This window comes from Halioxenophilus aromaticivorans (assembly GCF_042850945.1).
GTDB lineage: Bacteria > Pseudomonadota > Gammaproteobacteria > Pseudomonadales > Cellvibrionaceae > Halioxenophilus > Halioxenophilus aromaticivorans.
On record NZ_AP031496.1, the window covers coordinates 2,679,629 to 2,702,462 of the forward strand.

Genomic DNA, 22,834 nt, shown 5'->3' on the forward strand with positions numbered 1-22,834 from the left:
CTGGTAAGCCTGCCACTGGGGTGAATATGCAAGACCAAATAAAAATGCCCCTTAAGAGGGGCATTGTGTTGGCTACAATCTGCGATTAGCAGCCTAGCATTACTCGTCTCCCATGGCCCCCAAGATGTGCAGCAATGAGGTGAACAAGTTATAAATGCTTAAGTAAAGACCAACAGTGGCGAGGATATAGTTGGTTTCACCGCCGTTGATGATTTCACTGGTGTGGTAGAGAATAAAACCGGACATCAGCAAAACAATCAGACCGCTCATGGCAAGGCTGAAGCCAGAGATATCAACGCCAAAGAAAAAGCCGGCGATCATAGATCCGATAATACCCACAAGGGCAACGATCATACCTACTGCCAGGAACCCTCCCATGAAACTAAAGTCTTTCTTGGTCGTTAGTACATAAGCAGATAGCGCAAAGAACACCAGAGCGGTACCACCCAGGGCTTGCATAACAATGGCGCCGCCATTGGCCATATTGAGGTAATGATTTAGCACCGGCCCGAGTGACAGTCCCAGAAGGCCTGTAAACGCGAAAACTACGCCAAGACCTGCTGCAGAGTTGGCGGTTCGGGGAATAACAAACCAGATGAGCGCCAACGCAACAAGTGAGCACACCATACCGGCACCGTAGCCTAGGTTGATGGCCATAGATACGCCGGCCATTGCGGCACTGAATAGCAGTGTCATTCCCAGCAGGGCGTAGGTGTTGCGTAGGACTTTGCTGACCTGTTCCGCATTAGCTACCGCTGAGTAGTTAGCTGAAACTTCGCGCATTAAGATATCTCCATTGGATTAATTGTTCTGCCTACAGATAATACGGGTTAATTTTCTGAATACAAGGTTACCATCTGTTAAACGTCACCTAAGGCAGTTGCCGCGACCTAACGGGTAGGCGTTGGCCACCTATTGGATTGCTTTGAACTAGTTTGGTTCCTTCGTTCTAGATACGTGAAAACACCGCGCTGGGTTTGCATCGGCACGTGTAAAGGTGTGTTAGAGGGTTTGAGTAACGCTAGGAAGAAAAAGAATGGCGGTGGGGCAGGGATTCGAACCCTGGGAGCTGTTACACTCAACGGTTTTCAAGACCGCCGCTTTCGACCACTCAGCCACCCCACCGGAAGGGTTGCGATTATACATAGCTGCCTTGCCAAGGCAATACCGTAACCCCTTATTTTTTATAAAGTTTGTTAGGTTCGTTCGAATAATGGTCAGGTTGACGATTTCGACCCCGCTTTGCGGGGCCGACCTACCACCTTGAAGCTATTCGTTAGATGCTGCCTTGGCTCTTGGATCATTGGTTGGGCGAGCCAACTGGCGGGGTTGATGGTTGATTGCCGCAGGCTTGGAGGTATCTAACGGCTGAGACAGCTGTACCGTTTTCTGCACGGATCGAATCTCGTGGCTCACTTTAGCCTGAGGGTTAACCCGCGGATCGTTAGTGGCACGAGCGCCCGGTTTACTAGCCTTGGCTGATTCCTCCGCTGTAGTTACTTTCGCAGCTGGTTCTTGAGCCTGCGGTTGTTCAGCCGCTGGTTCTTCAGCCTGTGGTTCTACAGGTGCTGTTTCTACAGGCGATGGTGTGGGCGCGTCTACAGATTCTGCTTGCTCGGATTCCAGGCTAACCGTGGCCGTGGTCTCTTGGGCGGGGAAGGCCGAAGTAACGGTTTCGCTGGAAGCGGTAACTTCTACCGATTCGATATCTTCTTTAGCCTGCTCTGTGGCTTGAGAAGTGGTCTTAGTTGGAGAAGTCTCAGCCGCTGTCTCTACAGGAGTAGTTTCCTCGGTAACATTTACGTCAGGCTCGGGTTGTATTTGGCGAGACTGCTCATCAATCGCCATGACTACCTGCTGGTCGAGATCGGCAGTTTCATTAGCAAGCTCCGCAACCGCTTTGTTGTCCGTTTTAAACGGCTTAACTTCAGTGGTGGGCTCTACTTGCGGTGGCTTAGCAACCTTTGGCTCAACGGGTGCCTCATCGACGGCCTTAGCCGGCTCGCTTGTTGGCTTTGGAGTTGACGTTGCAGTTTCCGCAACGGCGGCTAATGTTGCTATGCCTTGGGCACCTTCCACTGCTGGTGAATTGCCATCTCTGCGACCGCGGCGACGCTGCTGAGGCCGCGCCTTCTTACCGCTAGGACGTTTGGATGGGCGATCATCTTGCTGATTATCACGAGATTCAACAACCTGTTCGGACGTATTTTGGGTGTCTCTCTCAGGTTGCTCACTGCGTGGCTTGCGCTCTTTGCGCGGTTTGCGTCGCTGAGTGTTATCAGCGTCTTGATCCCGGTTTTGCTGTTGGTTGCGCGGCTTGCTGCCCGCTTTACCAGATTTGTTGCGGTTGTCGTTTCGGTTACGCTGCCGATTACGATTGTTTTTGCCGTCCTGCTGTCGGGCGTTAGTGTCGCGGTTACCGCCTTTCTTAGCGGGAGCTTCAAGTTCGCCTTCAAACAGTTTTTTCAATGCAGCCATCAATTTGGCCACAAGGCCAGGCTCTTTGGCCGGTGCAGGAGCGGGTTTACTGTGCGCTAGTTGTTGAACGGCAGGTTTGGGCAGCTCGGGTGCCGGTTCGTTGCTCAACAACTTAGCATCGGAGTCGATTTCTTCGCTAGTGGAAGAGATTTTATAGCTAGTTTCCAGCGTGCCTTCGTCGTCGGCACGCAGGCGGTGAACTTCAAAATGCGGCGTTTGCATTTCATCGTTAGGCACAATAACCACGCGAGTGTTGTTGCGCGCTTCAATGTCGGTAATGGAGCGTCGCTTCTCGTTGAGAAGGTAAGTTCCTACGGATACCGGCGTAATGGCGCGAATCTCTGCTGAGTGCTCTTTCTGTGCTTCTTCTTCGATCAATCGCAAAATCGACAGAGCCAGTGGCTTGGTGCTCAAGATAGTGCCCTGGCCGCTGCAGCGAGGGCAGACTTTTGAGGTGGTTTCTCCCAGTGAAGGACGTAACCGCTGGCGTGACATTTCCAGCAGGCCGAAGCGTGAGATACGGGCGGTTTGGACTCGGGCTCTGTCCATGGATAGAGCGTCACGCAGCCGGTTTTCGACCTCGCGTTGGTTTTTAGAGGATTGCATGTCGATAAAATCGATCACCTGTAAACCGCCGATGTCTCGCAAACGCAACTGACGGGCAACTTCGTCCGCGGCTTCTAAGTTGGTTTGTAAGGCGGTCTCTTCGATATCGCCGCCTTTGGTGGCGCGCGCCGAGTTAATATCGATGGAAACCATGGCCTCGGTAACGTCGATAACGATAGAGCCGCCAGAGGGAAGTTTCACCTCTCGCTGGAATGCAGTTTGAATCTGGCTCTCGATTTGAAAGCGGCTGAACAGTGAGGGTTTTTCACTGTATAGCTTAACCTTGCTGCGATAGTTCGGCATAACTTGGTCAACAAAAGCACAGGCCAGCTCGTAGGCCTCTTTGTTATCGACAATAACTTCGCCGATATCCGGGCGTAGGTAATCGCGAATCGCGCGAATGATGACGTTACTTTCTTGGAATAAGAAATGTGGGGCTGACAGTTCGTCAGCTTGTGTTTTAATTGTGCTCCACAGGTGCAACAGGTAGTCCAAATCCCATTGCAGCTCCTCTGGGCTTCGACCCACACCGGCGGTGCGCACAATGGTGCCCATGCCGCTGGGAACTTCTATGCTGGACAGTGCCTCGCGCAGTTCGCTGCGATCTTCGCCATCGATGCGGCGGGAAATACCACCGGCTCTGGGGTTGTTTGGCATCAATACCAAATAGCGGCCGGCCAGGCTGATAAATGTGGTCAGCGCAGCGCCTTTGTTGCCGCGCTCTTCTTTGTCAACTTGAACAATGACCTCAGTGCCTTCTCTAACAACGTCTTTGATTTTGACGCGGCCATCCAGGTCTCGTGGGTCTTTGGAGAAGTATTCGCGGGAGATTTCTTTAAGGGGAAGGAAGCCGTGACGTTCGGCACCGTAGTCGACAAAAGCAGCTTCTAGGCTGGGTTCTATGCGGGTAATTTTACCCTTGTAGATGTTGGCTTTTTTCTGTTCTCTGGTGCGGTTTTCAATATCTAGGTCGTATAACCACTGACCATCAACTAACGCTACACGCAGCTCTTCAGGCTGGGTGGCGTTGATTAGCATTCTTTTCATTGGAGTCCTAATTGTTTAATTAGGCGCTGATGTTTCTGATGTGCTGAAGTAGATCGTTGTACGTGAGTTGGGTGCCGACTGATGCATAATAACAATGGCATTAGGCTTGCGCGATGTGCAAGCTGTAAGCAATTTACGTCGTTTACAAGCCGAGCCCTTGTGAGGCTAGGATTAAACAAAATTGTTGATTCGTACCCAACACGTTTGGCACTTTGCCAAACAAATCACATTCAAACGCTCCGGTGGTAGCTCATTATGCTTAAGTCATTCTCTCAAATAATATGCGTGAGCTACTGTTTTCTACCGTTTTAAGTCCAGCCTTCGGTACATGTCGTAACATGTTGTCGGCGGGCCTCGGCATCGCATTGTGCGATCATCGCCGGAGCCTATTACAGCCAATCCTTAGTGCTTTAAGGTAACAAGGAGTGACTTTGTATTAGTCTTTTCTACTAAGCTGTGTGTTATCAGCGCAGTTTTTAAAATCTAACAACCCAGCGGCTTATTTCGTGCAGCTCGGCGCTAGTCGTTGTTTATGGCCGCGTGTTAGGGAGGTCAAGTAGGAAAATGGATCTCTCTGAGCGGCATGCTCATACTCAACAGTGTCACAATACAATTTGACTTGGCGCCAATCCCAGCAGCCCCGTTTTGTTGAGGTTCTGGTGCGCCGGCTGTTGAGGCCTTGCGTATTGGCCATTAGCGGTATTTCCTTGCGACAAGCCTATTTGTGCGTTGCCCGGAAACCAGCCTAGGTTAGCCAAAGCCGGAATATAGCAGTGGTTTTCAACATCAGCAACAAGCATGCGGCGCCAAAGGCTTAAAACCACTGCAACATGAGTGTTTATTGCGTCATTTGCGCATTTTTTGTTTGAGTGGGTTGATATTAACGTCAAGCTCGTGGCGTGCTGGCGGTGTTCGATCTTAGCTTGTGCTATGTTTGCGCCATGTGGGCGCATCTGCTCTTTGAAGATTGTGCTCGGTTTGCTTAGAGCCGCATAAAAGGTGTGTGAAAGTTGTCGGAAATATCCAGCCACAAAGTGTCATTTGTTACTGTGGAGCCCGAGTTTGAAGGCCAAAGAATCGATAATTTCCTGATGAGATCCTTGCGGGGGGTCCCTAAATCCCGGGTTTATCGGATTTTGCGAAAAGGAGAGGTGCGGGTTAATAAAGCGCGGGTCAAACCGGAATATAAGCTAAAAGCGGGTGATTTGGTTCGCATTCCTCCGATTAGGTTGGCTGAGGCGCCTAACATTGCGGCACCGAGCCAATCGCTCTGGCGTCATCTTGAGTCTTCAATTCTGTACGAAACAGATGCAGTCATGGTGATTAACAAGCCCTCGGGCATCGCGGTGCACGGCGGCGATGGTGTCGATCTAGGGTTAATTGAAGCCATGCGTCAAATCCGCAGTGATTGCCGCTATCTAGAGTTGGTGCATCGGTTAGATAAAGCAACCTCTGGCTGTGTCATGCTGGCGAAGAAACGCTCGGCCTTAAAGGCTTTGCAACAGCGGTTGCGGGCCGGCCGTGGGATTCAGAAGCGTTACCGCGCTCTGGTTATGGGTGCTTGGCCGGAGCGGGTTCAACTTGTCGATCAGCCTCTGAAGCGGCTAGAGCTGCCGGACGGTAACCGGATTGTAAAGGTTCACCCAGAGGGCAAGCTCAGCCAAACCCGCTTCCAGGTGGTGGAAAGGTTTATGGTTCCCTCGGTGGGGCCGCTAACCCTGGTGCAAGCCGAGCCGCTGACCGGCCGAACTCACCAGATACGAGTGCATGCCCAATTTTCGGGGCATTCGCTGGTGGGTGATCCTAAGTACGGTGACGATCAAGTTAACAGAGAAGTTGGTCGGCTGGCCTCGCTTCGCCTATGTTTACACGCATGCGGTTTGTCGGTGCCGCCAGGTGAGGATTTTCCTGGTTTGGAGGTTGAGGCGCCCCTATTGACAGATTTGGTTCGGTTGTTGGAAAAGCTAAGGCAAGGAGAGTCCTAGAGTGTTATTTGTTTTCGATTGGGACGGCACCTTGTGCGATTCCTTGGCAAAGATCGTTCGCAGTCTTCAAACCGCGGCGGCCATGGCGGGAGAGTCTCCTTTACCTGCCGCCAGGGCGCAACAGATTATTGGTTTGGCGTTGCCCGTGGCCGTGGAGAGGTTGTTCCCCTGTGCGGGCGACCACCAACAGGCCAGAATAGCGGATTACTATCGGCAGGCCTTCGCCGCAGAAAGTACACCAGCGCCATTATTTGCAGGCGTGGAGGAGACGTTGCTGGAGTTAAGAGCGCGTGGCCATCGCCTAGCAGTAGCCACTGGTAAAGCTCGTTTTGGTTTGGATCGAAGTCTGGCGGCGGTGGGTTTGGAGAACTTTTTTTGCACCACGCGATGTGCCGATGAAACAGCCTCTAAACCCAATCCGCAAATGCTGCATGAGATCATGTGCGAATTGGGTTTCGCGGCTGAAGATTCGGTAATGGTAGGGGACACTACCTTCGATCTGGAGATGGCCTCTGCCGCGAGCATGCCGTCGCTGGCGGTGACATTCGGCTCTCACGGGCGCGAAGAGCTTCAGGAGTGTCGCCCGTTACGCCTATTGGACTCGATACCAGAGCTTTTGCATTGGGAATCTGGCAAGTAGTAAGTTAAAGTAAATTGTTAGTTATTTTGGTTGAGATATATTTTTTAAGCTTCTGAATTTTAAGGGGAAAATATTGGAAAATCAGTCCAAGGCTGAAGCCTACAAGCCCCAGCCGACACCCAAAGAGTGGTTGTTGATTGAAAAGATGTTGATGGAGACCCATCGCGAGCAGAAGAAAACACGTCGATGGGGGATATTTTTTAAAATTCTGGTGTTTGTTTATATTTTTGCGGCGTTGATGGTGTTTCGTGTGGGCAGTCAGCTTGGGGTTCCAGCGACCATTGGCAAAGACCACGTTGCAGTTGTGCCGGTAAATGGCGTTATTGCCGATGGAGAAGAGGCCAGCGCGAACGCCATTGTTACCGGATTGCGCAAGGCCTTTGAGGCGGAGAACAGCAAGGCAGTGTTGTTGGCAATAAACAGCCCAGGCGGGAGCCCGGTGCAATCGGGCTATGTCAACGATGAGATATATCGTCTCAAGGCGCTGCACCCAGACAAAAAAGTCTATGCCGCCATTTCGGATTTAGGCGCCTCCGGCGCCTATTACATTGCGGTTGCTGCTGACCAAATCTACGCCGATAAGGCCAGTTTGGTGGGCTCCATAGGGGTGACTGCGGCAGGTTTCGGTTTTGTTGGCTTAATGAATAAGTTGGGTATTGAGCGCCGGGCCTATACGTCCGGTGAGCACAAAGGTTTTCTCGATCCATTTGCCCCTGAGCAGGAGGGTGAAGTGGCGTTTTGGAATTCGGTGCTTGGCGCCACCCATCAGCAATTTATTGATGTGGTAAAAAAGGGTAGGGGAGATCGTCTGCAGTCCAACCAAGCCGATTTGTTCTCCGGCCTAATTTGGAATGGCGAGCAGGCGCTGGAGCTAGGCTTGGTGGATGGCTTAGGTAGTGCCGGCTATGTTGCGCGAGATGTTATCGGTGTTGAGGAGATGGTTGATTACGGAGTGAGGCCTAACCCTTTGCAGAGGGTGATCGAGCAGCTGGGCGTTTCCATTGGTGAGGGTATATCCCAAACGGCAACGGCAGAGGCGCCTATGACCTTGCATTAGTTGGTGTGGATAATTGGGTTAAAGTTGTGCTTTTTCAGTAGGTTGCAAAGGTTAATTAACCCTAATCCTACGAGGCTGGTGGGATCGTTACTGCGCACTTCCTCCATCAGGGCAATGCCCAATGCTTCAATTTTGAAGCTGCCGGCGCAATCCAGGGGGTTGTCTTGCTTTATATAGGCGGCGATCTCTTCTTGTGTTAGCGTCCTGAATTTCACCGTCACCGTGTCCACTGCGCTAAAAGATTGTTGATTTGCGGTGTTATAAACGCAGCAGCCGGTGTAAAAATGACCGTTTTGGCCGCTGCTCTTGGCCAGTTGTTGTTTTGCCTTTTCTACGGTGCCTGGCTTGGATAGTAGCTCATCGTTGATGCTTGCTACTTGGTCTGAGCCAATGATTAGGGCCGGGTAATCGATGGTTTTTGCCACCGCTTCAGCTTTTTCTATTGCTAGGCGCTGTGCCCTCGCTTTCGGTGGTTCATTGGCGATGGTTTCTTCCGGGTGGTTGCTAGTCACCTGAACAAACGGCACTCGCAGTTGACGTAAAACCTCAGCCCGGTAGCGTGACTCGGAGGCTAAAACTAATTTCATTGACATCCCTTTAGATTAACGTAAGTTTTCTTTGACAGTGGCCATTTGTATCCCTAGAATTGCGCGCCTATGACTCAAGCCCCAGATTCCAGAGTATTACCCCAGTATCTTGATGCGCGCAAAATGGCTAATCAAGGCTGTGATTTAGGGGGGATTGTACCCTTAAATAAACTGGAGAGGCTAAACTCTGCCTTGGTGCGCGACGACGGCGTGGTGAACGTGGATTTATCCTTCACCACCGATGAACGAGCTCATCGAGTTGTAGATGGTCAAATATCTGCCACGGTGTATGTGCAGTGTCAGCGCTGTTTGGGCGAGTTAGAGCAATCCGTACACTCGGATGTTCACCTTGCTCTGGTTGCTGGCGAAGCGCAGGCCCAGGCTTTACCCAAGGATCTCGATCCCTGGACTGTGGTAGATGCATCGGCAGATTTATACCACTTAATAGAAGAAGAGATACTGCTGGCGCTGCCAATGGTGGCTTATCACCAGACGCAATGCGTTGAGCCGGAATTGTATTCTTCCAAACATGAAGGTAGCGAGCAGGAAGAGCCTGTGCGCAACCCATTTAGCGTTTTGGAGCAACTGAAGGGCTCGCCGGAGTAGCACAGTGCTACAAAGAGGGCGCCCCTGGCTGCCTAGAGACTAGAATTGCAACTGTACAAAATTTTAGGAGCTTAATAAATGGCTGTTCAACAGAATAAAAAGACCCGTTCTCGTCGTGGAATGCGTCGTTCACACGATGCCCTGACTGGTCCAACCTTGTCTATGGATCCAACCACCGGTGAGAAGCACCTGCGTCACCATGTGAGCGCAGATGGTTTTTACCGCGGCAAAAAAGTAGTGGATACTGGCGAAGAGTAACGCTTGACCTCTCGTTTTTCCATTGCAGTAGACGCTATGAGCGGGGACTTCGGTCCCCGTTCTACTATTCCCGCCACAATCGCATTCGCCGAATCCCACTCTGATACAGACATCTCACTTTTTCTAAGTGATGGCACTGTTGTGCCGAAAGAGTTACCCGCCAATATATCCATCGTGTATTCCCCGTCTGTTGTTACCATGGACGACTCTCCGGCCAATGTTTTGCGCAATAAGCAAGATTCAACCATGGCTCAGGCGATAGAGGCCTGCTCCCAAGGTGCTGCCGATGCCGTTATTAGCGCTGGTAACACCGGGGCTTTGGTTGCCTTAGGGCGGCATCATTTGGGTACCTTCGATAATATCCGTAGACCAGCTATCTGCAAAGCCATTCCCACGCTGGCGGGCCACAGCTATATGTTGGATTTGGGGGCAAATGCCATTGCCGATGCCCAAATGCTGCACAACTTTGCGCTAATGGGCAGCGCAATGGCTGCGGAGCTGGATCATAATCCATCGCCGAGTGTTGCGATATTGAATATCGGTGTGGAGCACAGCAAAGGCAACCGTGTGATCCACGAAGTCGATGCCCTGCTTAAACAGGACGGCCGCCTTAATTATGTCGGTTATATAGAAGGTGATGCCATCTACAGCGGTAGCGTAGATGTGATCGTTGCGGACGGATTTGTGGGTAACGTGGCGCTTAAGGTCAGTGAGGGGGTGGCACGTTTAGCCCTGGGTCAGCTGAAATCATCCTTTCGTCAGAATTTGTATGGCCGGTTGCTTGGCCGATTTGCCCAGCCATTGTTGCGAAAATGGCATAAACAATTTGATCCTGCTCGTTATAATGGCGCCTGCTTGCTGGGGCTTAACCGCCCGCTAATAAAGAGCCATGGCAGTACCGATGAGCGCGGGTTTTTGTCCGCCTTGGTCATGGCCAAAGAGCTAGCCGGCACCGGTCTAACGCAGCGTCTGCAGGCTCAAGCTATTGCTCGCAAACTAGGCGAAGGGCAGTAACGGTCACTTGCCTTATTGCCTCACGAAATTTAAGCGTTTCACTGAATTTTAGCGCTTCATCGAATTCTAGCGCTTTATTGTATTTTAGAGAGTAACTATGTCAGAACCTCATTTAGCCTTTGTTTTCCCAGGTCAGGGATCGCAGAGTAAAGGTATGTTGGCCGAAATGGCACAAGAGCATCTGGAGGTCCTAAAAACCTTCGAACAAGCTTCTGCTGTATTGGGTTACGACCTTTGGGCTCTGAGCCAAACTGATGAGTCTGGTCAGATCGATATGACCGAAGTGACGCAGCCGCTGTTATTAACCGCCAGTGTGGCATTATGGCGTGTATGGCAATTCCTAGGTGGGCCGCAACCTCAAGTGCTTGCTGGCCACAGCCTTGGCGAATGGTCAGCATTGGTGTGTGCTGGCGTTGTCAAATTCGAAGACGCCATAGAGCTAGTGCGTGCGCGAGGTCAGTTCATGCAAGAGGCGGTTCCCGCGGGTGTTGGCTCAATGGCAGCTATTATCGGTCTCGATGACGAAACCACACGTCAGTGTTGCGAGCAAGCAGCTCTTGGTGAGGTGGTTGTCCCCGTGAACTACAACGCACCCGGCCAAGTCGTTATTGCAGGTCATAAATCTGCCATTGATAGGGCTGTTGATGCGTGTAAGGCCGCGGGTGCCAAACGCGCCATGCCGCTGGCAGTGAGTGCGCCATTTCACAGTGATTTGATGCAGCCAGCGGCGGAAAAGCTCGCGCCACTCATTGAAAAAACGGACTTTCATTCTCCCGAGCTGTCTATTGTGCATAACGTCAATGCCAAAACAGAGGCGGATCCAGATGCTATTAAAAAGCTCATGATCCAGCAGATTTATCAGCCGGTGCTGTGGGTTGATTGCGTGAGAGCGTTGGCCGGCCTGGGGGTAAATGCTGCGGTGGAGTGTGGCTCAGGCAAGGTGCTGAATGGATTGATGAAACGTATTGATAAATCCATCAAAAGCTACAGTACGGATGCCATTGCCGCGATAAACAGTGCGGTGGATGAACTCAACGCTTAATCCTTGGGTGCGAGCAGTTAATGCGTTTTGAATCGCTGTTGGCTTGCATCATTAGTTATTACCTGTAAGGGAACGGATATGTCTGTAAATGGTAAAGTTGCGCTGGTAACGGGGGCTTCACGAGGCATTGGCGCTGCAATCGCTCAGCAGTTGGGCTCAGAAGGCGCCATCGTTATTGGTACGGCAACCTCACAAGCGGGTGCCGATAAGATCAGCCAAAGTCTGTCTGAGGCTGGCGTCACGGGTAAAGGCATGGTGCTCAATGTCACTGATGCGCAATCCGTCGCTGATGTTATCGCTGCCATCGGAGAAGAGTTTGGTGTGCCCACGATTTTGGTGAACAACGCCGGCATTACCAAAGACAACCTATTGATGCGCATGTCAGACGAGCAGTGGTTTGATGTCATTGATACCAACCTCAATTCTGTTTTTCGGGTGGCCAAAGGCGTTCTGCGTGGCATGATGAAAGCCAAGTGGGGGCGCATAATTAATATCGCGTCGGTTGTTGGCTCCATGGGTAACCCTGGGCAGTCCAACTACGCCGCTACCAAAGCCGGTGTGGGCGGTTTTTCGCGTTCATTGGCCAAAGAAGTTGGTTCTAGAGGGATTACGGTGAATACCATCGCTCCTGGCTTTATTGATACCGACATGACTCGTGCCTTGAACGACGACCAGCGTAGTGCCATGCTGTCCGCAGTGCCGGCAGGCCGTTTGGGTGAGGCCCAAGAGATTGCTGATTTGGTCAGTTTTTTGGCCAGCGATAAGGCCGCCTACATCACCGGTGAAACCATACATATTAACGGCGGAATGTACATGGCATAGGTGTTGCGTTGCAGCAACTTTTGGCTAAGTGCGTCGAAACGTAATTAATTTGTACTCATCGATTCACATTGTGGCCGTATTCAATGTAAAATGCGCCCGCGATTAGGCCGAACCATCGAGATTTAGTCGTACCTGCAATGTAGTAGTACATCGGCTCTAAGATTTTATACCGACTAGGAGTTAAAAAAAGATATGAGCAGCATAGAAGAACGCGTCAAAAAGATCGTTGCCGAGCAATTGGGCGTTAAAGAAGAAGAAGTAAAAAACGAAGCCTCGTTCGTAGAAGATCTTGGCGCTGATTCTCTCGACACCGTTGAGCTGGTAATGGCCTTGGAAGAGGAATTCGAGACCGAGATCCCAGACGAAGAAGCTGAGAAAATCACCACTGTTCAGTTGGCTATCGACTACATCAACGCCAACCTAGCTTAATTGCACCCGCGTTGACACCGCAGTAGTTTCAGTGAGTTCCGAAGCCGTACTAAGTCCTTAGTACGGCTTTATTTTTAATACTTGCAGCACAACCGCTGGCCAGTGTCATCGCATTGTTACGCGATTAAAGAAACTTTTTATTTGTAAGACCAAAATTGTGGAGGCTGTAGTGTCCCGAAGAAGAGTTGTTGTGACTGGTTTAGGAATGGTGACCGCTGTTGGTAACACCGTTCAAGAGAATTGGTCAAACATCTTAAGCGGAGTGAGTGGCGCACGTACCATCGATAAATTCGATATTACGCCGTTTAACACCAAATTTAGCTGCTCGGTTCGTGATTTAGATCTGGATACCTACCTTCCACCTAAGGAAGCTAAAAAGCTCGACGCCTTTGTGCAGTACGGCATTGTTGCTGGCATGCAGGCTATGGCTGATTCTGGTATTGAAGTGACAGATGAGCTTGCCCCTAAAATGGGTGCCGTCATTGGCTCGGGTATCGGCGGCTTGGCAGAGATTGAAAACGTTACTCTCACCATCGAAAAAAAAGGCCCGCGACGAGTAAGCCCATTTTTTGTACCCGGATCAATCATCAATATGATTGCCGGTAACCTTTCCATTAAATACGGTTTCAAAGGCCCTAACCTGGCGGTGGTAACTGCCTGTACTACTGGCACCCATGCCATTGGCTTGGCGGCGCGATCCATCATTATGGGTGAGACCGATGTGATGCTCGCTGGTGGCGCTGAAATGGCCACCACTCGCGTTGGGCTGGCAGGCTTCGGTGCCGCCCGAGCCCTGTCCACCAGAAATGATGCGCCGGAGTTGGCTAGTCGGCCGTGGGATACAGGCCGCGATGGTTTTGTGCTGGGTGACGGTGCCGGTGTATTGGTATTAGAAGAGTACGAGCACGCTAAAGCGCGCGGCGCCAACATATTGGCCGAGCTATTGGGCTTCGGTATGAGCGGTGACGCCTACCACATTACCTCTCCACCTGAAGATGGCTCTGGTGCGGCTATGTCCATGGAAAATGCATTGAGAGACGCCGGTTTATCCGCCGATGCGGTCAACTACGTCAATGCCCACGGCACATCTACACCCGTGGGTGATTTGGCCGAAGTTAGAGCCTTACGCAGTATTTTTAAAGGCGACACCAGTAATCTAGCTATTAGTTCCACTAAGTCTATGATTGGTCATTTATTGGGTGCTGCCGGCGCGGTGGAGGCTATTTACACCGTGCTAGCCATTCGTGATCAAGTGGCTCCGCCGACCATTAATCTGGATGAACCAGACCCGCTGGTACAAGGCTTAAACCTGGTGCCAAAGGTTGCTCAGCAAATGAAGATTGAAACAGCGCTTTCAAATTCGTTTGGCTTTGGTGGCACTAACGGTACCGTAGTTTTTGGTCGCGTATAAGGCCCGGATTGTGAGATTGGTGTTGAGTTCGGAGGTGGCTTTTAAGTCTGTATTACTCATTGGGCGTGCCGCCACCGTCTGTAATCCGAGTCACAGAGCTTAGCCGTGCCTATGGTTAAGCGGATTATTATCACCATCGTTATACTGATTACTCTGGCGGCGGCCGGTGCAGCGGCCAGCCTGTATGGCCTTAACTACTGGGCGGAACAGCCGCTGGCGTATTCAGCCCCCCTTGAATTTGAAGTTAGTCGCGGTGAGACGCTCACCTCGGCGGTAAACCGATTGGCGCAGTTGTCGGTTGTTTCAATTCCTAAAGCGGCACTCATTTACAGCAAACTCAAAAAGCAAACGCATATTCAGTTTGGTGAGTATTATATTGCTCCAAATCAAAGCTGGGATCAGATCAACCGACTATTAATGTCGGGTCAGGTAATCGAGCGCAGCGTCACATTGGTAGAGGGCTGGACTGCTGCCGCAGCCTTGGCTGCGGTGCAAGGCCACGACAAAATCACCAAGACCCTGTCTGGTATCGATGACCCTGCACTTACGGCGATTTTGCCCTCTGAACATCCTCATCCGGAGGGCTGGTTTTTTGCTGATACTTACTCATTTCACAAAGGTGACACCGACCTCAGCATTATGCGGCGGGCGCTTCAAAAGATGCAGCAAGCGATGGCGGTGTTGTGGCAAGGTAAGGCAGACGGCTTGCCTTACCAAACACCCTATGAAGCGCTGGTAATGGCTTCTATTGTAGAAAAAGAAACCGGTGTACCCAGTGAGCGATCGGTTATTGCCGGCGTGTTCACCCGTCGGCTACAAAAAAACATGCGTTTACAAACCGATCCAACGGTAATTTACGGGCTTGGCTCACGATATCAGGGCAATATAACGCGTAAGCATTTGCGGGAGGCAACCACCTACAATACCTATGTGATTAAGGGGCTGCCGCCAACCCCTATTGCCTTAGTGGGGCAAGCCGCACTTGACGCGGTTTTTAATCCCGATAACGGCAAGGCGCTGTATTTTGTCGCCAAGGGCGATGGCAGTCATTATTTTTCTGAAACGCTGGCAGAGCACAACAAAGCGGTTCGGGAGTACCAAATTTTAAAGCGGCGAACGGATTATCGATCAACCCCCACAACTCAGTAGTAATGGATTATGAGCAAACAGGTACCCGGAAAATTTGTCACCTTTGAGGGCGTAGAGGGGGGCGGCAAGAGTTCAAACATTGCCGCCGTTAAAACGTTTTTGGAAGCCCAAGGTAAACAGGTGGTCACCACCCGTGAGCCGGGTGGAACCCCGTTAGCAGAAGAGATACGAACCACCTTGTTGCGACCTCGGGACGAACCGGTTGATGAGATGGCTGAGCTTCTGCTTGTGTTTGCCGCCAGGGCGCAGCATTTTAATACCTTTATCAAACCCGCTCTTGCTAAGGGTACCTGGGTATTGTGCGATCGGTTCACCGATGCCACCTATGCCTACCAGGGGGCAGGCCGTGGCTTGTCTGTAGACACGATCGCCACGCTGGAGACTTTGGTGCAAGGAGATGTGCGGCCGGATTTAACGCTATTGTTCGACTTGGACGTGGGGCTCGGTTTAGAGCGGGCCCGAGGGCGTGGCGCGCTAGATCGTTTCGAGCAGCAAGAGCAGGTCTTTTTTGAGCGCATAAGAACGCTCTATCTACAGCGTGCACACACAGAAAGTTATTATCGATTGGTTGATGCCAGTGCTTCCATAGAAACGGTTCGAGCCGACGTGCAAACCATTATTACGCAATTTCTTTCCTGCTAGGTCGCCGCTCGCTATGTTTGTTAAGGCAGTTATAACTGGCCAATTCTCAATAATGCTGGTTTTGTATTTTCTGTTGGGTATTGCCAAAATGCCAGAGACAGTTAACGAAGGCATAAATGATTTAGTGCTGCATGCAACCGGTTATTGCATTGCCGTTTTTTCTGCCTATTTGCTGGTGCAGCGCATGTCTAAGATGTGGGTGCTGCTTACCGTGCTCTGGTTATTTAGCTTGTTAGTAGAGTTGGTTCAGCACGCGCTGCCCTGGCGCAGTTTTTCCGTGTTGGATTTAATGGCCAACGGTTCCGGTATATTACTGGGTTTTCTTCTAGTGTCTGCCAGCCAGCCGTTGCTCGACCGGCTCATTGGGTGGTGCCGGTTAAGTGTGGCCAGTGCTGTGGCGGCGCGGTAAAGGTCATTTGAGTGTTACTGGTGGGATGGCGAAACGTGAGTTGTTCCGCGTGTAGCATCAGCACTGGAGTGCGTTCAGCGTCGCCAGCATCGGCATAGAGATTATCGCCCAGAATGGGGTGCCCAAGGTGTTGCATGTGTACCCGCAGCTGATGTGATCTGCCTGTCTCTGGGTGTAAAACCACACGTGTGCTGTTGCTGTCGGTATTCTTTGCCAGCACTCTAAATCGAGTCCGCGAGGGTTTGCCATCAGCGTGGACGATTTGGCGGGGGCGATTGGGCCAGTCACACATCATTGGTGCTGTTACTTCTCCTTGGTCCGAGTTCAAAATGCCGGTAACTACAGCCTGATAACGTTTACCAACCGTTCTGCCCTGGAATTGTTTGGCTAGGTTGCTCAATGCGTTTTTGCTTTGTGGCACAACTAACAACCCCGAAGTCGCCTGGTCTAATCGATGTACTATGTGAGAGTTGGGATAGCATTGTGTGATTAGCGTGGCTAGCGAGCGTTTATTTTCTGGCAGTCGGCCAGGAACGGTGAGCAGCCCCGGCGCTTTGTTCACCACGAGTACGTCTTGGTCTTGGTAAACAATCTGGTAATCGTCAAAGTCGCTGGGGTTCATGGGATTAGCCTAGTTAAAACGTGGCAAAATTTACTGTCTGTAATGCCGTGATGCAAGGTCTTCCGGGGCAATGCGAGCAATTAAACACCTCGTCAAAAGTTGAAGTGAAAGAGTAAAAAATGGCTGAAAGCACCAAAGTTGCAGTTCCTTATCCCTGGCAGCGATCGGCCTGGCAGCAGTTATTTCAGCAGTTTGAGAATTCCCAATTGCCCCACGCGTTGTTGTTTTCCGGTTTGGAGGGGGTAGGGAAGCTGCAAATCGCTCGGTCTTTGGCCCAGTTGCTGTTATGCAATCAGCCCGACCATAATCTCGGCTGTGGCAAATGCAAGGGCTGCAATTTGTTTAACGCAGAGACACACCCGGATTTTCGGCAAGTGATGCCGGACCCAGGAAAGCAAATCAAAATCGAAGAAGTGCGAGCCTTACAAAGCCAGATCTATGGCTCGGCACAGATGAGTGGCCGTAAGGTGGTTTTGTTGGGGCCGGCGGAATTGCTTAATTTAAATGCGGCTAACGCCTTGTTAAAAACCCTGGAAGAACCTCCCGGCGCAACGCACTTGTTGTTGTTTACCCATCAGCCTAGCGGTGTACTGCCCACTATTAATAGTCGGTGCCAGCTGCTGAAGTTGCCAATTCCAGCGCGCGAGCAAAGCATTCAATGGCTCACCGCCATGGCTGGCGACCAAGCCGCCGATCTTCTGGAAGCCGCTCGCGGTCTGCCGGTAAAAGCGTTTAGCTTACTGGATGGTGAGCTGATGGCTGCTCGGGAACAGGTCCAGAATCTGTTGTCTGAGCTAGCGGCGGGTGATATTGGGCCTGTGGGTACGGCGCAGAAGTTAAACTGTCAGCCGATTGAGCAGGTTTGTCACTTGGTTATCGAGTTTGTGGAAGGGCGGGTGCAAGCTTCTACGGGGGCTATGGATGGCGGTGAGGCCGGTGACGACAGGCAGCAGGCGTGGTTGGCTTGGCAACGTCAGACGGGGGGGCTCTTGAACTTTAGAGACAAAGTCCTGGCCCTGTTGGCAAAGGTGCGCAGCGGCGCTAATCCCAATCCTCAACTGGCGCTAGAAAGTCTACTCATCGACTACCAGCGGTTAAGTTGATGTTGCCATGCGAAATCTGCGTAGTAGGCTAAACTGATAAAGCCAGCCCGTATGAACAGGCATAGTCTATCGCGCTGGTGCAGTGTGATTTACCAACAAACCAATTAGAGATAGCTAATGAAAGGTCTAGGTGGCGGTGCCAGGAACGGAATATTATCCCTCACTATTAAGGATAAGGCGGTGTTATACGCGGCCTATATGCCCTTTGTAAAAAACGGCGGTTTGTTCATTCCCACGGCCAAGAGCTATCGGCTAGGAGATGAGGTGTTCATGTTGCTAAGCTTGATGGACGAACCGGAGAAGATTCCCGTTGCCGGTAAAGTCATTTGGGTAACGCCAAAGGGTGCCCAGGGCAATCGAGCCGCCGGTATTGGCGTGCAATTCAACGATCAGGACGATATGGCCAACCACAAAATTGAAAACTATCTGGCAGGAGCTTTGGATTCTGATCGATTAACCCATACAATGTAAGCCTGACTTTAAACCAATCACTTCGGTTGCCTAAGCCGCCGTTTTCTCAAGTTGTACCCCATGTTAGTAGATTCTCACTGCCATCTTGATCGCCTAGATCTCTCTCCTTACAACGGTAACCTAGCGGATGCAATTCAAGCGGCGATGGCTCGCGGAATTGATCGCTTGCTGTGTATTTCCATCAGCGTTGAAAACCGATCTACTGTACTTGCTATCGCTGAACAATTTGACAATGTCTACGCCACCACTGGCATTCATCCTTTGGACGTTAGCAGTGGCACCGCCGCGGCTGAACAATTGGTGGTTTGGGCTAAGGACCACCCTAAGATACTTGGGCTGGGTGAAACGGGCTTGGACTACTATTACGACGATGCCAATAAAGCGCAACAACAGGAGAGTTTTGTCGCTCACCTAAGTGCCGGTGCGCAAACCTTCAAGCCCATCGTGGTTCATACCCGCAACGCTAAAGAAGACACGCTTGCTCTCATCAAGCAGTACGGAGATTTGGAAACTGCCGGCGTATTGCATTGCTTCACCGAAGATTGGGATATGGCTCGTAGAGCCATGGATATGAATTACTGCATATCCATCTCAGGCATTGTTACCTTTAAAAACGCGGAAGCGTTACGCGATGTGGTGAGAAAAATGCCGCTGGATCGCTTATTGGTGGAAACCGATTCACCTTACTTAGCGCCGGTGCCATATCGAGGCAAAAAGAATGAGCCCAAATTTGTGTTAGAAGTAGCCCAGTACATTGCTGAATTAAAAGGGGTACCTCTTGAGGAACTGGCCGAGATTACAACGGCCAACTTTGAGCGGCTTTTTAAACCGGCGTAATAAACCCGAACCTAGCCCACCGCAAGCTGTTCTATCTTTGAGTAGTTGTCGATATCGGCGGTATGCACACCGGACCACAGCATCTGGCATAATTCCAACCGGGTAGCGTCAGTCCATTCTCCGTTGAGCAACCAGTTAACGATGGCTCCAGCCACGTTAGGGTAATGGATTTTGACGTTGGGTTGATTGGCTAGCCAATCCTCTACAACGCTGGCATCCAGCTTCTGCATAACACTCCCCAGTTGCAGTTCTTTCAAGGCCTGCGCGTTAGACAGTTGCTCCATTTGACCAAAAAGCGGTTTCACCAACAATTTTTTACCCAGCTCCAGAGCTTCGCTGGCCAGCTCAAAGCCGGCGTTGCAAATTACCCCGCTGGCCGTGGCGAGGTCGCGCTGGAAGCCGTCTCGGCTCAAGGGGCGAAAATGTATAGAGCCTTGGGTGTGAGCTTTTTCAAATTCGCCGTAGTAGAAAAAACGATAACCGCTGATTTGAGACAGCATATCGATGACTTTATCCGGTGCTTCAAAACCTAAATACACTAAGATTTTGTCTGGCTCTATCTCCTGGTCAGCGTCGTTGGTATCTGCGATGGGGGGCAGAATTGGGGCGCCGAAGTGATGCCAGTGCAAACCCAGACCTAAGCTTACCGGAGCGAACATATTCATCACGGTATTGGCGGCCCAGCTATCGCCCTTTTTGGGGATCTTGTGGCGAAATGCGTATTGATGCCCCACACCAATGACGGGTTTCCTTGCCAGCTTGCCTGCCCAAGCTGTTATTGGCTCAAAATCCGTGACCACTAAATCGTAATCTGCAACTGAAAGATTTTTCACATCTTGCAGTAGACGCAGCAGCTTGTTGCTTTTAATGGTTGCCGTCGGGGATATTTTGCCGGCCTTGTGGCGAAAGGTGAGCCCTCTAAAACTGGCGTAGTCTCCGAACGGATCCATATCGAAGTATTTGTGCTTGTCCCGGCCGCTGAATACATAATCAACCTCGGCGTCCGGCCTAGCCGCAAATGCTTTCGCCATGGCGCGTGCACGGGTAATGTGGCCGTTGCCGGTGCCTTGGACACCGTAAAGGATCTTCATTGGGAGCTTGCCTGTTATCTGTCAAAAAGAGATGCTATGGCTTACATTGCCAAATGCTGAAAACTCAGGGCGGTGAGGCCACATACAGTGCCTAAGCTAGCGCCAGCGAGAATATCTGTAGGGAAATGCACGCCTAAGATCACGCGAGACAATCCGACCATGGCCGCCCAGGGCAATAGTGCCCAGTACAGGGGTGGAAATATGGCCGACAGCATCACAGTCATCATAAATGCAGCCGATGTATGCCCAGACGGAAAGCTAAATTGATCTGAGGGAATGATGACCGACTTAAAGTTGGGGATTGCTTCTGGAGGCCGGTTGCGCTTAAAGAACTTTTTGGTGACAGTGTACAAGCAGCGTTCAACCGCAAAAGCGGCTAAGAACATAGGAATTACGGAAACATAATCCGCCATGGCAAGTATACCCCCAATCAAAACGTAGAGAGGGCCGTCTGCAGTACGAGACACCCAACGGCTGGCTGCGGCCAGTCGTTCATGGTTTTTTCGACGGCGACACCATAAAAAGGTGGCTATGTCTAGGTTATGTATACTTTGCAGCAGTCTCATCCAGATATTTCCTTGAGCGAGATACTCTCAAACACAAGATGTGACAATTAAACGGGCGGAATATTTCCGTAATATTACAATATCGGAGACTAACACGGTTTTTGTTGGTACGCCTAGCGGCAATCCATAGAAATGGCATCCACCTTTGCTATTAGGGCATAATCCGTCCCCCAGTGGCGGCTACACCAAGGAATGTTTACCCATGAAGCAAAAGATCATCGATATGCTCGCTCTGCAGGAGCAAATTAACACTCAAGTACATCCGCAGTGGCGGCAACAGGGGTTTGAGTGGTATCGCGCTATTTGGATCGAATCAGCGGAGTTGCTGGACCACTACGGCTGGAAGTGGTGGAAGCAGCAAACCCCGGACTTACCTCAGGTGCAATTGGAGCTGGTAGATATTTGGCATTTTGGCTTGAGTATGCTGCTGCAACAGACCCAGGATATAGATTCTCTGGGGCAGGTTTTAGCCGGTCAATTGAAGAACACCGGCAAAAGTGACTCAGATTTCGCCGAGACCTTAGAAGAGTTTGTCGCCAAAACTGTAGGGGAAAAACGCTTTGACGTACAACTTTTCGCCCAGTTAGTGCAACTGGCCGAGATGTCTTTTGATGATTTATACGACATGTATGTGGGCAAGAATGTGCTCAATCGATTCCGACAGGATCATGGGTATAAAGAAGGCAGTTATCAAAAAGATTGGGCCGGGCGAGAAGATAACGTACATCTGGCCGAGTTATTGGCGGGGGCAAAAAACAACCAACCTGACGAAGGCGTTAACTTTTTAGAGTGGTTGTACGAACAATTGAGCCAGCGATATTCACAAAATTGATTATTAATTGGGCGATATCGGCTGTTACTATACTTTTTGCTGATGAAAAAAACTGTCAAAAGCCTATAATTGCCCACCTTCCTGAACGCGAGATGCGATCAGCCAAATTCGTTTTATAGTCATAATTGGAGAATTGAAGTGAAAGCACCAGTACGTGTTGCCGTAACCGGCGCAGCGGGACAAATCAGTTACTCGCTACTATTTAGAATTGCCGCTGGCGAAATGCTTGGCGCTGATCAGCCCGTAATTTTGCAAATGCTTGAAATCACCCCAGCTTTGGGCGCGTTAAAGGGCGTTGCAATGGAGTTGGATGACTGTGCCTTCCCACTGTTGGCTGGTATGGTATGTACCGATGACGCCAACGTTGCCTTTAAAGACGCTGACTACGCGCTATTAGTTGGCGCTCGCCCTCGTGGGCCAGGCATGGAGCGTAAAGACTTGCTGGAAGCCAATGCTGCTATCTTCTCGGCCCAGGGTAAAGCCATCAATGACCACGCTTCTCGCGCTATCAAAATATTGGTTGTTGGTAACCCAGCAAACACCAACGCGTTGATTGCTCAGCGTAATGCGCCGGATATTGACCCTCGTCAATTCACCGCCATGACTCGTTTGGACCACAACCGTGCCATGACTCAGTTGGCTCAGAAAACCGGCACTACCATTAATGATGTGACCAAGCTGACCATTTGGGGTAACCACTCTTCTACTCAATACCCAGACATACATCACACTGGTGTTGACGGCAAAGACGCAATTTCTTTGATCGACCAAGCTTGGTACGAGAACGACTTCATCCCAACTGTTCAGCAGCGTGGTGCGGCCATTATCGATGCGCGTGGAGCTTCTTCTGCCGCGTCTGCAGCCAACGCCGCAATTTTCCACATGCGTGATTGGGCTCTAGGCACTCCAGACGGCGACTGGACTTCTATGGCTGTTTACAGCGATGGCAGTTACGGTATTCAAGAAGGTTTGATTTACTCCTTCCCATGTACCTGTAAAGATGGTGATTGGCAGATCGTGCAGGGCGTAGAGCTGAATGATTTCTCTAAAGCGAAAATGAAAGCGACTGAGGAAGAATTACAGAAAGAGCGTGATGCAGTAAGCCACTTGTTACCATAGCAGTCGGTAAC

25 protein-coding genes and 1 tRNA gene are annotated in these 22,834 nt (G+C 50.9%); 18 read left to right on the forward strand and 8 right to left on the reverse strand.

Translation table 11 applies throughout. The features are described 5' to 3' along the window. Positions 1-99: 99 nt before the first annotated feature. The 4 genes from ACGHM3_RS11740 to ACGHM3_RS11755 all read right to left on the reverse strand — a co-directional run bounded on the left by ACGHM3_RS11740 (position 100) and on the right by ACGHM3_RS11755 (position 5,162). Positions 100-783 carry a Bax inhibitor-1/YccA family protein gene (locus ACGHM3_RS11740; RefSeq protein ID WP_345428183.1) on the reverse strand — a complete coding sequence of 228 codons (684 nt, stop codon included), beginning with the start codon at positions 781-783 and terminating at the stop codon, positions 100-102. Positions 784-1,037: 254 nt separating this feature from the next. Beyond that, positions 1,038-1,125, reverse strand: a tRNA-Ser gene (locus ACGHM3_RS11745). A gap of 144 nt (positions 1,126-1,269) precedes the next feature. Next, positions 1,270-4,131 (reverse strand): ribonuclease E, encoded by a 2,862-nt coding sequence (gene rne, locus ACGHM3_RS11750; protein ID WP_345428185.1) that lies wholly within the window; start codon positions 4,129-4,131, stop codon positions 1,270-1,272. A gap of 602 nt (positions 4,132-4,733) precedes the next feature. Next, a complete protein-coding gene (locus tag ACGHM3_RS11755; protein ID WP_345428424.1) occupies positions 4,734-5,162 on the reverse strand; it encodes a hypothetical protein in 429 nt (142 codons plus the stop codon). On the opposite strand from ACGHM3_RS11755, the gene ACGHM3_RS11760 reads away from it, so the two are divergent. From ACGHM3_RS11760 to ACGHM3_RS11770, 3 genes are all read left to right on the forward strand, one after another. Continuing rightward, positions 5,142-6,116 carry an RluA family pseudouridine synthase gene (locus ACGHM3_RS11760; protein WP_345428187.1) on the forward strand — a complete coding sequence of 325 codons (975 nt, stop codon included), beginning with the start codon at positions 5,142-5,144 and terminating at the stop codon, positions 6,114-6,116. The two genes, ACGHM3_RS11755 and ACGHM3_RS11760, sit on opposite strands and share 21 nt — an antisense overlap. A 1-nt stretch (position 6,117) precedes the next feature. Then, a complete protein-coding gene (locus tag ACGHM3_RS11765) occupies positions 6,118-6,756 on the forward strand; it encodes an HAD-IA family hydrolase (RefSeq protein ID WP_345428189.1) in 639 nt (212 codons plus the stop codon). A 73-nt stretch (positions 6,757-6,829) separates the two neighbouring features. After that, a complete protein-coding gene (locus ACGHM3_RS11770) occupies positions 6,830-7,813 on the forward strand; it encodes a S49 family peptidase (protein WP_345428193.1) in 984 nt (327 codons plus the stop codon). Here the strand turns inward: ACGHM3_RS11770 and ACGHM3_RS11775 are convergent. Further along, the gene (locus ACGHM3_RS11775) at positions 7,810-8,400 is read right to left on the reverse strand and encodes a Maf family protein (RefSeq protein ID WP_345428195.1); all 591 of its coding nucleotides are present in this window, start codon (positions 8,398-8,400) and stop codon (positions 7,810-7,812) included. The genes ACGHM3_RS11770 and ACGHM3_RS11775 overlap by 4 nt on opposite strands. Positions 8,401-8,469: 69 nt before the next feature. Here ACGHM3_RS11775 and ACGHM3_RS11780 point away from each other — a divergent pair, with 69 nt between their 5' ends. From ACGHM3_RS11780 to ACGHM3_RS11825, 10 genes are all read left to right on the forward strand, one after another. After that, a complete protein-coding gene (locus ACGHM3_RS11780) occupies positions 8,470-9,006 on the forward strand; it encodes a YceD family protein (protein ID WP_345428197.1) in 537 nt (178 codons plus the stop codon). Between the two features lie 78 nt (positions 9,007-9,084). Then, positions 9,085-9,264, forward strand: coding sequence for a 50S ribosomal protein L32 (gene rpmF, locus ACGHM3_RS11785; protein ID WP_345428199.1), 180 nt, complete (start codon positions 9,085-9,087; stop codon positions 9,262-9,264). A 3-nt stretch (positions 9,265-9,267) separates the two neighbouring features. Further along, positions 9,268-10,278, forward strand: coding sequence for a phosphate acyltransferase PlsX (gene plsX, locus ACGHM3_RS11790; protein ID WP_345428202.1), 1,011 nt, complete (start codon positions 9,268-9,270; stop codon positions 10,276-10,278). Positions 10,279-10,375: 97 nt separating this feature from the next. After that, positions 10,376-11,320: an ACP S-malonyltransferase gene (fabD, locus tag ACGHM3_RS11795; RefSeq protein WP_345428204.1), complete on the forward strand. Its 945-nt coding sequence runs from the start codon at positions 10,376-10,378 to the stop codon at positions 11,318-11,320. A gap of 78 nt (positions 11,321-11,398) precedes the next feature. Then, on the forward strand, positions 11,399-12,142 hold the full coding sequence (fabG, locus tag ACGHM3_RS11800; RefSeq protein ID WP_345428206.1) for a 3-oxoacyl-ACP reductase FabG: 744 nt from the start codon (positions 11,399-11,401) through the stop codon (positions 12,140-12,142). Between the two features lie 192 nt (positions 12,143-12,334). Then, complete coding sequence (acpP, locus tag ACGHM3_RS11805; protein WP_012487300.1) at positions 12,335-12,571, forward strand: acyl carrier protein; 237 nt, start codon at positions 12,335-12,337, stop codon at positions 12,569-12,571. Between the two features lie 169 nt (positions 12,572-12,740). Beyond that, on the forward strand, positions 12,741-13,982 hold the full coding sequence (gene fabF / locus ACGHM3_RS11810; protein WP_345428223.1) for a beta-ketoacyl-ACP synthase II: 1,242 nt from the start codon (positions 12,741-12,743) through the stop codon (positions 13,980-13,982). A gap of 111 nt (positions 13,983-14,093) precedes the next feature. Next, entirely contained in the window at positions 14,094-15,131 is a 1,038-nt protein-coding gene (gene mltG / locus ACGHM3_RS11815; protein ID WP_345428226.1) for an endolytic transglycosylase MltG, read from the forward strand. A gap of 9 nt (positions 15,132-15,140) precedes the next feature. Further along, positions 15,141-15,773, forward strand: coding sequence for a dTMP kinase (tmk, locus tag ACGHM3_RS11820; protein WP_345428228.1), 633 nt, complete (start codon positions 15,141-15,143; stop codon positions 15,771-15,773). An 88-nt stretch (positions 15,774-15,861) separates the two neighbouring features. Further along, positions 15,862-16,182, forward strand: coding sequence for a VanZ family protein (locus ACGHM3_RS11825; RefSeq protein WP_345428231.1), 321 nt, complete (start codon positions 15,862-15,864; stop codon positions 16,180-16,182). Here ACGHM3_RS11825 and ACGHM3_RS11830 read toward each other — a convergent pair. Further along, positions 16,133-16,804: an RluA family pseudouridine synthase gene (locus ACGHM3_RS11830; RefSeq protein ID WP_345428233.1), complete on the reverse strand. Its 672-nt coding sequence runs from the start codon at positions 16,802-16,804 to the stop codon at positions 16,133-16,135. The genes ACGHM3_RS11825 and ACGHM3_RS11830 overlap by 50 nt on opposite strands. Positions 16,805-16,923: 119 nt before the next feature. On the opposite strand from ACGHM3_RS11830, the gene ACGHM3_RS11835 reads away from it, so the two are divergent. The 3 genes from ACGHM3_RS11835 to ACGHM3_RS11845 all read left to right on the forward strand — a co-directional run bounded on the left by ACGHM3_RS11835 (position 16,924) and on the right by ACGHM3_RS11845 (position 19,215). Further along, complete coding sequence (locus ACGHM3_RS11835; protein WP_345428234.1) at positions 16,924-17,907, forward strand: DNA polymerase III subunit delta'; 984 nt, start codon at positions 16,924-16,926, stop codon at positions 17,905-17,907. Between the two features lie 117 nt (positions 17,908-18,024). Beyond that, the gene (locus tag ACGHM3_RS11840; protein WP_345428236.1) at positions 18,025-18,378 is read left to right on the forward strand and encodes a PilZ domain-containing protein; all 354 of its coding nucleotides are present in this window, start codon (positions 18,025-18,027) and stop codon (positions 18,376-18,378) included. Positions 18,379-18,438: 60 nt separating this feature from the next. Beyond that, positions 18,439-19,215: a TatD family hydrolase gene (locus ACGHM3_RS11845; protein WP_345428239.1), complete on the forward strand. Its 777-nt coding sequence runs from the start codon at positions 18,439-18,441 to the stop codon at positions 19,213-19,215. Between the two features lie 11 nt (positions 19,216-19,226). Here ACGHM3_RS11845 and ACGHM3_RS11850 read toward each other — a convergent pair whose 3' ends face one another. After that, a complete protein-coding gene (locus ACGHM3_RS11850; protein ID WP_345428241.1) occupies positions 19,227-20,306 on the reverse strand; it encodes an MJ1255/VC2487 family glycosyltransferase in 1,080 nt (359 codons plus the stop codon). Between the two features lie 41 nt (positions 20,307-20,347). After that, a complete protein-coding gene (locus tag ACGHM3_RS11855; RefSeq protein WP_345428243.1) occupies positions 20,348-20,872 on the reverse strand; it encodes a phosphatase PAP2 family protein in 525 nt (174 codons plus the stop codon). Positions 20,873-21,074: 202 nt separating this feature from the next. Between ACGHM3_RS11855 and ACGHM3_RS11860 the strand changes: the two genes are divergently transcribed. Next, entirely contained in the window at positions 21,075-21,704 is a 630-nt protein-coding gene (locus ACGHM3_RS11860) for a dUTP diphosphatase (protein ID WP_345428245.1), read from the forward strand. 138 nt (positions 21,705-21,842) lie between these two features. Continuing rightward, positions 21,843-22,823, forward strand: coding sequence for a malate dehydrogenase (locus tag ACGHM3_RS11865; RefSeq protein WP_345428248.1), 981 nt, complete (start codon positions 21,843-21,845; stop codon positions 22,821-22,823). Positions 22,824-22,834 lie beyond the last annotated feature (11 nt).